General features: G+C 70.5%; 11 protein-coding genes. 10 read left to right on the top strand and 1 reads right to left on the bottom strand.

Going from position 1 to position 11822, the window contains the following annotated elements; all coding sequences use genetic code 11:
* Positions 1–50 precede the first annotated feature (50 nt).
* The 7 genes from ACTJKJ_RS06485 to ACTJKJ_RS06455 all read left to right on the top strand — a co-directional run bounded on the left by ACTJKJ_RS06485 (position 51) and on the right by ACTJKJ_RS06455 (position 8111).
* Entirely contained in the window at positions 51–935 is an 885-nt protein-coding gene (locus tag ACTJKJ_RS06485) for an HlyC/CorC family transporter (RefSeq protein WP_297385139.1), read from the top strand.
* Positions 935–2479, top strand: coding sequence for an apolipoprotein N-acyltransferase (gene lnt, locus ACTJKJ_RS06480; protein ID WP_440819937.1), 1545 nt, complete (start codon positions 935–937; stop codon positions 2477–2479). Before ACTJKJ_RS06485 ends, lnt begins: the two co-directional genes overlap by 1 nt.
* A gap of 100 nt (positions 2480–2579) precedes the next feature.
* On the top strand, positions 2580–3554 hold the full coding sequence (glyQ, locus tag ACTJKJ_RS06475; RefSeq protein ID WP_091719905.1) for a glycine--tRNA ligase subunit alpha: 975 nt from the start codon (positions 2580–2582) through the stop codon (positions 3552–3554).
* A 19-nt stretch (positions 3555–3573) separates the two neighbouring features.
* Positions 3574–5715: a glycine--tRNA ligase subunit beta gene (glyS, locus tag ACTJKJ_RS06470; protein WP_440819936.1), complete on the top strand. Its 2142-nt coding sequence runs from the start codon at positions 3574–3576 to the stop codon at positions 5713–5715.
* Between the two features lie 18 nt (positions 5716–5733).
* The gene (gmhB, locus tag ACTJKJ_RS06465; RefSeq protein ID WP_254783153.1) at positions 5734–6384 is read left to right on the top strand and encodes a D-glycero-beta-D-manno-heptose 1,7-bisphosphate 7-phosphatase; all 651 of its coding nucleotides are present in this window, start codon (positions 5734–5736) and stop codon (positions 6382–6384) included.
* Positions 6384–7193, top strand: coding sequence for a lysophospholipid acyltransferase family protein (locus ACTJKJ_RS06460; RefSeq protein ID WP_297385147.1), 810 nt, complete (start codon positions 6384–6386; stop codon positions 7191–7193). The genes gmhB and ACTJKJ_RS06460 overlap by 1 nt, the downstream gene beginning before the upstream one ends.
* 15 nt (positions 7194–7208) lie before the next feature.
* Positions 7209–8111 carry a M48 family metallopeptidase gene (locus ACTJKJ_RS06455; RefSeq protein ID WP_297385149.1) on the top strand — a complete coding sequence of 301 codons (903 nt, stop codon included), beginning with the start codon at positions 7209–7211 and terminating at the stop codon, positions 8109–8111.
* Positions 8112–8412: 301 nt separating this feature from the next.
* Here ACTJKJ_RS06455 and ACTJKJ_RS06450 read toward each other — a convergent pair whose 3' ends face one another.
* Positions 8413–9468 carry an MBL fold metallo-hydrolase gene (locus ACTJKJ_RS06450; protein WP_440819935.1) on the bottom strand — a complete coding sequence of 352 codons (1056 nt, stop codon included), beginning with the start codon at positions 9466–9468 and terminating at the stop codon, positions 8413–8415.
* A gap of 45 nt (positions 9469–9513) precedes the next feature.
* Between ACTJKJ_RS06450 and ACTJKJ_RS06445 the strand changes: the two genes are divergently transcribed.
* From ACTJKJ_RS06445 to ACTJKJ_RS06435, 3 genes are all read left to right on the top strand, one after another.
* The gene (locus ACTJKJ_RS06445) at positions 9514–9978 is read left to right on the top strand and encodes a MerR family transcriptional regulator (protein ID WP_440819934.1); all 465 of its coding nucleotides are present in this window, start codon (positions 9514–9516) and stop codon (positions 9976–9978) included.
* Positions 9979–10065: 87 nt separating this feature from the next.
* Complete coding sequence (locus ACTJKJ_RS06440; RefSeq protein ID WP_343606181.1) at positions 10066–10458, top strand: S-adenosylmethionine decarboxylase family protein; 393 nt, start codon at positions 10066–10068, stop codon at positions 10456–10458.
* Positions 10459–10561: 103 nt separating this feature from the next.
* Positions 10562–11809, top strand: coding sequence for a YjgN family protein (locus ACTJKJ_RS06435; protein ID WP_440819933.1), 1248 nt, complete (start codon positions 10562–10564; stop codon positions 11807–11809).
* Positions 11810–11822 lie beyond the last annotated feature (13 nt).

Raw genomic sequence — 11822 nt, 5'->3', positions numbered from 1 at the left:
CAATGTCAATCGGTTATTCTGGCGCCTCCTCAACGACGGCACACACGACAGTGTCTGATCCCCTGCCTAGTCGGCCCGCCAAGCATGGCGGGCGTGGCAACGACCAACGCGGTCTCATCGATCGCGTGCTCGAATTCCTGCACCCCGGCCCGGACTCGACCAGCGAGCTGATCGAGAACTTCGCCGAAGCGGAGGAGCGCGATCTGATCGCGCCCGAATCGCGCCAGATGCTCGAGGGCGTCCTGCGGATGGCCGAACTCAGCGCCGGTGACGTCATGGTCGCCGCGCCGCGGATGGACCTGCTGGACATCCAGTCGCCGCCCGACGAACTGCTGGCCGCCGTCATCGATACCGGTCACTCGCGTTTCCCGGTCTACGACGGCCAGCGCGACAACATCATCGGCATCCTGCTGGCCAAGGACCTGCTCAAGCTCCAGCGCGCTCCGGAACTGAATCTGCGCGCGCTGCTGCGCCCGGCAGTTTTCGTGCCCGAGAGCAAGGGCCTCAATGAGCTGCTGCGCGATTTCCGTTCCAACCGGAATCACCTGGCCATCGTGATCGACGAATTCGGCAACACCGCCGGCCTGATCACGATCGAGGACGTGCTCGAGGAGATCGTCGGCGAGATCGAGGACGAATTCGACGTCGGCGACGGCGATGCCGGCATCTACACGCTGGCCGACGGCAGCTACCGCGTCGCGGGCGACGCCGAGATCGACGCGGTCAACACCGCCTTCGGGCTGTCGCTGTCCGACGCCGACTTCGACACCATCGGCGGCCTGGTGGCGCATGAGCATGGCCGCGTGCCGCGCCGTGGCGAGACCGTCGAGGTCGCCGGCCTGCGCTTCTCGGTGATGATCAACCGCGGCGGCGCGGTGCGCTGGTTCAAGGTGACCCGCGCGCCGGCGCCCGAGGCCGACGACCACAGCGGCTGATGCGCCGCGGCTCCTTGTCGGACCGGATCGACGGCGGGGCCCGCCAGGGCCGGTGGTCCTGGTCGCTTCATCCGGCGCTCGCGCTCGTCGCCGGGGCGCTGCACACCGCCTCGTTCTCGCCCAGTCCCGCTTGGTGGCTGCAGCCGCTGGCACTGGCCTGGCTGGTCGCCGCCTGCGATGGCGTGCGGCCGCGCCGCGCCGCGCTGGCCGGCGCGCTGTTCGGCATCGGCTGGCTGGCCTCGGGGCTGTGGTGGCTCTACATCAGCATGCACGACTTCGGGCACCTGCCCGCGGCCGTGTCGGCGCTGGCGGTGCTGGCGCTGGCGCTGTTCCTCTCGCTCTACTACGCCGCCGGCATGGGCTTGGCGGCCCGCTGGTCCGCAGGCGCGGCGCCGATGCGGCGGGTGCTCGCCTTCGCCGCCCTGTGGCTGGGCGCGGAACTCGCCCGCGCGAGCTGGTTCACCGGCTTCCCGTGGATCGCCAGCGGTTACGCGCATGCGCAGGGGCCCCTGGCCGCGCTCGCGCCCTATGTCGGCGTCTACGGCATCACCGCGGTGGCGGCCCTGCTGGCGGCGGCGCTGGCGCTGCGCCACTGGGCGCTGCTGGGCGCGCTGGTCGTCGCCATCGGCCTGGCGCAACTCCTTCCGCGGGAGTTCACCCACCCGACCGGCACGCTGGCCGTGTCGCTGGTGCAGCCCAACATCCCGCAGGACCAGAAGTTCGACCGCGATCGCTTCGATCAGAACCTCGACCAGCTGACCGCGCTGATCGAGTCGGCCCGCGGGCAGGTCGTCATCACGCCGGAATCGGTGCTGCCGGTGCCGCTGGCCTTCCTCGACGAGGCGCATGTGGAGCGCCTGCGCCGCGACGCCCGGCAGCGGCCGCTGCTGCTGGGCACCTTCCTGGGCAACACGACCGATGGTTTCGTGAACTCGCTGGCCGGCATCGGCTTCGCGGGCGAGTACGACTACGGCAAGCGCCACCTGCTGCCCTTCGGCGAGTTCATCCCGCCCGGCTTCCACTGGTTCGTCAGGGCGATGAACATCCCGATGGACGACCAGGCCAGCGGCACGCACCAGCGCGCGCTGGCCTTCGCCGGCCAGCGCCTGCGGCCGCTGATCTGCTACGAGGACCTGTTCGGCGAGGACGTCGTCGCCAGCGCGCTGGACCGCGGCGACGCGGCCGCCACGGTCTTCGTCAACGTGAGCAACCTGGCCTGGTTCGGGCCGCGCATGGTGCAGGACCAGCACCTGCAGTTCTCGCAGATGCGGGCGCTGGAATTCCAGCGGCCGATCGTGCGGGCGACCAACACCGGCGCGACCGCGCAGGTCGACCACCGCGGGCAGGTGCTGGCCCGGCTCCCGGCGGAGCAGGCGGGCGTGCTCGAGGTCACCGTGGAGGGCCGCAGCGGCGTCACGCCCTATGCGCGCTGGCTGTCGGCGGCGGGTCTGTGGCCGCTGTGGGCGCTGGCCGTGCTGGGACTGCTGCCGGTGCTGGTGCCGGCCTGGCGGCGCCGCCGCGACGGCGCGGGACGCGTCGCCTGACCGGGGCCCGCCGTCCCTGGGCGGCACGCCGGTGCCTCCCCCGGGCCGCACATAGAATCGGGCGTTTTGCTCCACCGCCGGCCCGACGGCCCGACGCCCCATGCTGACTTTCCAGCAACTGATCCTCCGCCTGCAGGAATACTGGTCCAAGCAGGGTTGCGCCCTGCTGCAGCCCTATGACATGGAGGTCGGCGCCGGCACCAGCCACACCGCGACCTTCCTGCGCGCGCTGGGTCCCGAGCCCTGGAAGGCCGCCTACGTGCAGCCCAGCCGTCGCCCCAAGGACGGCCGCTACGGCGAGAACCCGAACCGGCTGCAGCACTATTACCAGTTCCAGGTCGTGCTCAAGCCGGCGCCGGCCAACATCCTGGAGCTCTACCTGGGCTCGCTCGAGGCCCTGGGCTTCGACCTGAAGAAGAACGACGTCCGCTTCGTCGAGGACGACTGGGAGAACCCCACGCTCGGCTGCTGGGGCCTGGGCTGGGAGGTCTGGCTCAACGGCATGGAGGTGACCCAGTTCACCTACTTCCAGCAGGTCGGCGGCATCGACTGCAAACCCATCACCGGCGAGATCACCTACGGGCTCGAGCGCCTGGCGATGTACCTCCAGGGCAAGGAATCGGTCTACGACCTCGTCTATACCGACGGCCTGACCTACGGCGATGTGTTCCACCAGAACGAGGTCGAGCAGTCGACCTACAACTTCGAGCACAGCGACGTCGACTTCCTGCTGCAGGCCTTCGGCGCCTACGAGCGCAAGTCCAAGGACCTCATGGACACGCGGCTGGCGCTGCCGGCCTACGAGCAGCTGCTCAAGGCGGCCCACACCTTCAACCTGCTGGATGCCCGCGGCGCCATCAGCGTGACCGAGCGCGCCGCCTACATCGGCCGCATCCGCAACCTGGCGCGCGCCGTGGCGCAGAGCTACGTCGACAGCCGCGCGCGACTGGGCTTCCCGATGGCCCCGAAGGCCTGGGCCGACGAGGTCGTCGCGCAGATCGAGAAGAAGAGCGCCGAGGCCGCCGCGAAGTCCGGGAAGGCCGCGGAGCAGTCGGACAAGAAGACCGCCGCCTGACGACGAGGAACACCGCCCCATGACCACGAAGAATCTGCTCGTCGAACTGTTTGTCGAGGAACTGCCGCCCAAGGCGCTGAGGAAGCTGGGCGAGGCGTTCTCGGCGGTGCTGGCCGATGCGCTCAAGGCGCAGGGCCTGGCGCCGGCCGATGCGGCCGTGACTGCCTACGCCACGCCGCGCCGCCTGGCGGTGCACCTGGCCGGCGTCGCCGCCAAGGCCGCCGACCGCGCCGTCCAGCAGAAGCTGATGCCGGTGGCGGTGGCCCTGGACGCCGCGGGCAACGCCACGCCGGCGCTGCTCAAGAAGCTGGCGTCGGTGGGCGCCGACGCCACCGTCGTGCCCAGCCTCAAGCGCGCCCCCGACGGCAAGGCCGAGGCGCTGTTCCTGGACACCGTCGTCGCCGGCGTCACGCTGAAGGACGGCCTGCAGAAGGCGCTGGACGAGGCGCTCGCCAAGCTGCCCATTCCCAAGGTCATGACCTACCAGCTGGCCGACGGCTGGAGCGACGTCAAGTTCGTGCGCCCGGCCCACGGCCTGGTGGCGCTGCATGGCGAGGACCTGGTCGCGATCGGCGCGCTGGGCCTCACCGCCGGCCGGACGACGCGCGGTCATCGCTTCGAGTCCAAGGCCGGGACGATCACGATCCAGAGCGCCGACAGCTATGAGCGCCAGCTCCGCGAAGAGGGCGCGGTGATCGCGTCCTTCGACCAGCGTCGCGACGAGATCGTGCGCCAGCTGCAGGCGCAGGCCGCGCCGCTGGGCCTGACGCCGATCGATGCGCCCGAGCTGCTGGACGAGGTGACCGCGCTGGTGGAGCTGCCCAACGTGCTGTCCTGCCAGTTCGAGCCCGAGTTCCTGGCCGTGCCGCAGGAGTGCCTGATCCTGACGATGAAGGCCAACCAGAAGTACTTCCCGCTGCTGGACGCGCAGGGCAAGCTGACCCACCGCTTCCTGGTGGTCAGCAACATCCATCCGGACGATGCGTCCAAGGTCATCGAGGGCAACGAGCGCGTCGTGCGCCCGCGCCTGGCCGATGCGAAGTTCTTCTTCGACCAGGACCGCAAGAAGACGCTGGCCTCGCGCGTCGAGGGCCTGGGCAAGGTGGTCTATCACGGCAAGCTCGGCAGCCAGGGCGAACGCACCGAGCGCGTGCGCGCGATCGCGCATGCGATCGTCAACCAGCTGCGCATGGCCCAGCACCCGTACACGGTCGAGGCCAAGGACGAGTTCGACGTGCTCGACAGCAAGGCCCAGGAGGCCGCGCTGCTGGCCAAGGCCGACCTGCTGACCGACATGGTGGGCGAGTTCCCCGAGCTGCAGGGCATCATGGGCGGCTACTACGCGCGCCATGAAGGTCTGCGCGACGGCGTGGCCAAGGCCATCGAGGACCACTACAAGCCGCGCTTCGCCGGCGATGCGCTGCCGCGCAACCACACCGGCACCGTCGTCGCGCTGGCGGACAAGCTGGAGACGCTGATCGGCCTGTTCGGCATCGGCCAGCTGCCCACCGGCGACAAGGACCCGTTCGCGCTGCGCCGCCATGCGCTCGGCGTCATCCGCATCCTGGTCGAGAACCACATGCACCTGTCGCTGCCGGAGCTGATCCAGGGCGCGCTGCCCGCGTTCGGCGAGCTGATCCAGGATCCGACCGAGCCGCTGCTGGGCTTCTTCGCCGACCGCCTGGCGGTCAGCCTGCGCGATCAGGGCTACAGCGCCCAGGAGGTCGACGCGGTGCTGGCGCTGAGCCCGGCCCGCCTGGGCGACGTGCCCAAGCGCCTGGGCGCCGTGCGCGCCTTCGCCGCGCTGCCCGAATCGGCCTCCCTGGCCGCGGCCAACAAGCGGGTCGGCAACATCCTCAAGAAGATCGAGGGCGAGCTGCCGACCGAGGTCCAGCCCGCGCTGCTGACCGAGGCGGCCGAGCGGGCCCTGGCCGACGCGCTCGCCGGCGTGAAGCCGCAGGCCGACGCGCTGTTCGAGCAGCACGACTACGCCGGCTCGCTCAAGGCGCTGGCCGCGCTGAAGGCGCCGGTCGACGCCTTCTTCGACGACGTGATGGTGAACGCCGAGGACCCCGCGCTGCGCGCCAATCGCCAGGCGCTGCTCAAGCAGCTGCACGACGCGATGAACCGCGTCGCGGACCTGTCACGCCTGGCGGCCTGACGCAGAACGGAGCCTTCGATGCCCAACCGGTCCGACCATCCGCATGGCATGAAGCTGGTGATCCTGGGCCGCGACGGCACGATCAACCGCTACCGCGACGACCATGTGAAGTCGCCCGAGGAACTCGAGCCGCTGCCTGGCGCGCTCGAGGCCGTCGCGCGGCTGAACCACGCCGGCTGGCACACCGTCATGGCCACCAACCAGCCGGGCATCGGCCGCGGGCTGCTGGACATGGCCTCGCTCAACGCGGTGCACCTGCGGCTGAACCAGCTGCTGGCGGAGAAGGGCGGCCGGCTGGACGCCGCGTTCTTCTGCCCGCATGCGCCGGAAGAGAACTGCAACTGCCGCAAGCCGCTGCCGGGGCTGGTCGAACAGATCGGCGAGCGCTTCGGCGTGGACCTGCAGCAGGTCCACATGGTCGGCGCCAGCGTGCGCGACCTGCAGACCGCGCACAACGCCGGCTGCGTGCCGCACCTGGTGCGCGGCGACCGTCTGGCCGGCGTCGACGAGGCGCAGCTGCAGGGCCAGATCGCCCTGGTGCCCGGCTCGCGCGTGCACCAGGACCTGGCCGCCTTCGCCGAGGCCCTGATCCATGAGGAACGCCGCGCGCGCGCCGAGTCGCGCGGCGAATCCGCTGAACCCGATACCGCTCCTGGAGACCTGGGCTGATGCTCATCGCGCTGCGTTCGATCCTCTTCGTCCTCTACCTGATCGTCACCGTCGTGCCCTGGGGCACCGCGGTCGTGGTCTGCTCGCTGTTCCTCAACAGCACGCGGCTGTACTGGATGTGCGCCAACTGGCTGCGCGTGGCGATCTGGGGCGCCCGCTTGATCTGCGGCGTGCGCTGGCGCGTGCGCGGCATGGAGCACCTGCCCACGGACAAGGCCCAGTCGGTGATCCTGCTGTCCAAGCACCAGTCGACCTGGGAGACCTTCGCCTACCCGATGCTGATGCCACGGCCGCTGGCCTACGTGTTCAAGCGGGAACTGATCTACATCCCGTTCTTCGGCTGGTCCATGGCGCGGCTGGACATGATCCACATCGACCGCAGCAAGCGCAGCGAGGCCTGGAACAAGGTGGCCGCGCAGGGCCGGCGCATCGCCGGGCTGGGCAACTGGATCATCATGTTCCCGGAAGGCACGCGGGTGGCGCGCGGCAAGGTCGGCGAGTACAAGACCGGCGGCACGCGACTGGCCGTCGAGACCGGCGTGCCGGTGGTGCCGATCGCGATGAACTCGGCGAGCTGCTGGCCGCGCAAGAGCTTCCTGCTGCGCCCTGGCGTGGTCGACATCTCGATCGGCCCGATGATCCCCAGCACCGGCCGCACGCCGGCCGACCTGATGAAGGAGGTGCAGGGCTGGATCGAGACCGAGATGCGGGTGCTGGACCCGGCCGCCTATCCCGCCGACGGCGCCGCCGCGGTGACCGGCGTGCCGCCCGCGCCGCCGGCCCCGCCGTCCACGTCGGCCGCCGCCTGATTACACTCGCAGCCCATGCTGCCTTCCAAGCTGCGGGGATTGGGCGCGCTGCTGAACTTCACGCAGCTGTCGCTGTTCGACACCGAGCCCCCGCCCGCGCCTCCGCCGCCCGCACCGGATCCCGTCGCCCCGACGCCGCGCTTGCGCGGTGAGGCCGGCGCGTCGCTGCGTCAGGTCTTGCTGCAGGGGCAGGCGATCCCCTACGAACTCAAGCGCGCGCGCCGCCGCAGCATCGGCTTCACGGTGAGCGAGGATGGCCTGCGGGTGTCCGCGCCGAAGTGGGTGCCGCTGGGCGACATCGACAACGCGCTGCAGCAGAAGGGCGACTGGATCCTGCGCAAGCTGGTCGAGCAACGCGAGCGCGCCAAGCGGACGCAGGCGGCCCGTGTCCACTGGGGCGACGGCTGCAGCCTGCCCTACCTGGGCGAGCCGCTGATCGTCGTGCTCGATCCGTCGATGACCGGCACGCGGCTCGACGAGGGCCAGGCCGACCCCCAGCCGACGCTGGCGACGGTGCCGCGCCGCATGCTCTACCTCGGCCTGCCGCAGACCGCGGCGCCGGAGCAGATCCGCGACGCGGTGCAGGCCTGGCTGCAGCGCCAGGCGCGGCAGCTGTTCGAGTCCCGCTGCAGACACTTCGCCGGGCCGCTGGGCGTCACGATGACCGGGCTGCGGCTGTCCTCCGCGCAGACGCGCTGGGGCAGCGCCAGCGCCGACGGCATGATCCGGCTCAACTGGCGGCTGATCCACTTCTCGCCCGCGCTGATCGACTACGTCGTCGCGCATGAACTGGCCCATCTCAAGGAGATGAACCACAGCCCCCGGTTCTGGGCGGTGGTGCGGTCGGTGTTCCCGGAATACGAACTCGCGCGCGATCGCCTCAAGCAGGCGGTGCTGCCGCTGATGGACGAGGCCTGATGCCAGACCGGGAATCCGTCAATCGTTCCGCTTGATAGCGGTAAACGTTCGCATTTCCCCCTTTGGGGGGGCTTGTAGCTGATTTGGGTGGGGCTGCACACTGGATACCGCTGTCATCACTCGCATCTGAGTCAGAACCTCCTCCCGCGTTCCGCTCCCGGCGGCGCTTTGGTCCCCCAGCCTTCCCGGCTGCGTCTGGTCGACCCGCGCTCAGAGCCGACAAGCTGATGCATAACAAGGCGCAGCGCCGCCGTCCCGTGATCGGGGCGGCGGCGACTGTCTTTCCGGGCCTCGTTTTTCTTCAGGCCGAGAAGCGATGGATGCCATCCGCATCCAGCGTCCGCCGCAGCAACCCGCCCAGCCACAGCCGATGCAGGTGAGCCACCGCCTCGCCCATGGCGAAGGTCGTCTGGTGCAGGTCCAACGGCCGGCGGAACATCATCGGCAGCAGCTCGGCCGCGTGGCAGGGCTTGGCGGTGCAGGCCTCCAGCACTTCGGCCAGCCGCTCCTGGTGGTGCTGCTGCAACTGGTCGATGCGCGCGTGCAATCCCCGGAAGGGCTTGCCGTGCGCGGGCAGCACCAGGGTGTCGGCCGGCAGCGTGCTCAGCCGCGCGATCGAATCGAGGTAGAGCTGCAGCGGATCCGCCTCCGGTTCCACGTCCACGACCGAGACGTTGGTGGAGATCCTCGGCAGCACCATGTCGCCCGAGATCATCACGCCCAGCGTCTCGCTGAACAGACTGATGTGCTCCGGCGCGTGGCCATGGCCGACAAGGCAGCGCCAGTCGTGATCGCCGATGCGCACGCTCATGCCGTCCATCAGCCGGCGGAAGGCGGGCGGGATCGACGGGACCATGCTCGGGTAATAGCTCGCGCGGCCGCGGATCTTGTCCAGCGCCGCCGGATCGGTCAGGCCGTGGCTGCCGAAGAAGGCCGCCGCCGCCTCGCCGCCCATGCCCACCGTTGACGAGGACGCCACCCGCGCCAGCTGATAGTCCGTCGCGCTGATCCACAGCCGGCACTGCCAGCGCTCGGTCAGCCAGTGGGCCAGGCCCATGTGGTCCGGGTGGAAGTGGGTGACGATCACGCGCAGCACCGGCAGGCCGTCGAGCCGCCCGGCGAAGACCCGTTCCCAGTTCGCCTTCGTCGCATCGCTGTGGATGCCGCAGTCGACGATGGTCCAGCCCTCGCGCCCGTCCTGGACGTCCCGCAGCAACCACAGGTTGATGTGGTCCAGCGCGAAGGGCAGGCCCATGCGCACCCACCGGAGGCCGGGCAGCAGGTCGAGCGCCTCGCCCGGACCGGGGAGGGTGTCGCCCAAGGGGTAGGTGAGTTCCGATTCGCGGGGATTGGCCATGGCTTTAGACTTACGTTTACGTCAACGTCATTAGCCAGTGTAGCCATGAGCCCCTCACCCCGCCCGACCCCGGCCGATGACCTGCCCGAGGACGCGCTGCCCGAAGCCGGCGACGACGCGGGACCGCTGTTCACCATCACCGAGCTGGCGGCCGAGTTCGACATCACCCCGCGCGCGATCCGCTTCTACGAGGACATGGGCCTGCTGACGCCCGCCCGCGCCGGGCGCAATCGCGTGTACACGCAGCGCGACCGCACGCGGCTGAAGCTGACCCTGCGCGGCAAGCGGCTGGGGCTGTCGCTGCAGGAGATCAAGCAGCTGGTGGACATGTACGACAACCAGTCGGACACCGTGCCGCAGCTGCGCGCCTTCCTCGGCGTGCTGGACCAGCACCGCAAGCAGCTGCAGCAGCAACTCAGCGACATCGAGGTCACCCTCGCCGAGATCGCCCAGCACGAGGAGCGCTGCCACGCGCTGCTCGCCGAGGCCGGCCAGCCGGTCGGCAACTGAGCCGCCACCCGCTGACCGCGGCGCGCGGACGAAACCCGGCCCTGCGCGTCGCGCCGTCCCACACGGGGCGCCCTACACTCCGCCGCCATGAACGGCCTGCATCTCACCGCCGACCTGTCCGGCTGCGCGCGCGCGGCGCTGCTGACGGACGCACCCGGCCTGGCCCGCCAGGCCCGCGAGGCGGTGGCGTCGGCTGGGCTGACCGTGGTGGGCGAACACTGGCATCGCTTCCCGGCTGCGGCCGACGGCTCGCCGGGCGGCATCACCGGCATGCTGCTGCTGGCCGAGTCGCATGTGGCGCTGCACAGCTGGCCCGAACTGGCCGCGGTGACGCTGGATGTCTACGTCTGCAACTACGGCGGTGACAACTCGGCCAAGGCGCGCGCGCTGATGGCGGCGCTGGTGGCGCTGTTCGAGCCGGCCGAGGCCGACCTGCAGTCGCTCGAACGGGGGCGTCCGGCCCCCCGGACCGAGCGATGACGCGACCGTGGCGTTTTCCCCGCTCGCCCCGGCGGGGGATCGGCGGGGACCGCCGGCTTCACTAGACTCTCGCCCGGGCCAGGACGGCCTGGGAGAAGAGGGATTGATCGAGAACAAGATCGAGCTGGAGCTGTTGCCCAAGGCACCTCCAGCCGCACCGCCGGCGCCGATGCCGCCGGCGCCGCGCGCGCCGGTCCTCAAGCCGGCGGTCGCCGCGCCGTCGGAGCAGGCCGGGCCGATGGCCACCGGCCTGCTCGCGAAGCTGCATGAGCAGCGACTGGAGTTCACCGGCACCGGCAGCGAGTACTTCCGCATCTGGGTCGTCAACGCCCTGCTGACGCTGGCGACGCTGGGCGTCTACTCCGCCTGGGCCAAGCGCCGCAAGGCGAGCTGGTTCGCGCGGCACACGCTGCTGGCCGGCGACGGCTTCGATTTCCACGGCGATCCGCGCCGCATCCTGATCGGCCGCGTGCTGGCGCTGGCGCTGCTGGTCTGCTACGGCCATGCGTTCGAGTGGTCCAAGGGCGCCGGCTTCGCGATGCTGGCGGTGCTCTACGCGTTTGGCCCGATGCTGTTCGCGGGCGCCCAGCGCTTCAAGCTCGGCAACACCAGCTGGCGCGGCGTGCGCTTCGGCTTCCAGGCCAGCGCCGCCACCGTCTACGCCTCCTGCCTGCCGCTGCTCGTGGCGTGGACCGTCGTGTCCGTCGGCGCCGGCATGGGGCTGGGGCCGATCGTCATCGGCATCGCCGGCTTGGCGGTGGGGCTGCTCTTTCCGCTGGCGCACGGCTGGCTCAAGCGCTTCCAGCACCGCCATGCCCGCTATGGCGCGCTCGAGTTCGACTTCGAGCTCCCGGTGCGCAAGTTCTACGGCCTGTACCTGACGCTGGTCGGCGTCGGCCTGCTGGGCGGTTTCGTCGCCGGCGTGATCGCCGCGGTGGCGATCGGCGCGCTGAAAGCCGTCTTCGGTGCGCAGGCGTCGCTGGTGGCGATGTTCGCGCCGCTGGCCACGATGGGCGTGCTGTGGGTGATCGGCTGGCCGATCTACATCGCGCGGCTTCAGAAGCTGATCTGGGACAACACCCGCCTGGCCGGCGGCATCGAGTTCGCCTACCAGCTGCCCGCCTTCTCCCTCTTCAAGACGGTGATGGGCCACGGCCTGCTCACGGTGCTGACGCTGGGCCTGTACTGGCCCTTCCTCGCGGTGCGCATCGCCAAGCTGCGCATCGAGGGCATGACCGTGCTGTCCGACGAGCCGCTGGACGCCTTGGTCGTGCGCGCCGCCAGACGGCGCGGTCCCGGCGCGGTCGGGGACGGCGTGGCCGATGCCTTCGGCCTGGACATCGGCTGGTGAGCGGGGAGACATC

It is taken from the genome of Roseateles sp. 22389, from assembly GCF_052044995.1.
Classification (GTDB): Bacteria; Pseudomonadota; Gammaproteobacteria; order Burkholderiales; family Burkholderiaceae_C; genus Roseateles.
This window is presented reverse-complemented; position numbering and strand designations above follow the sequence as displayed.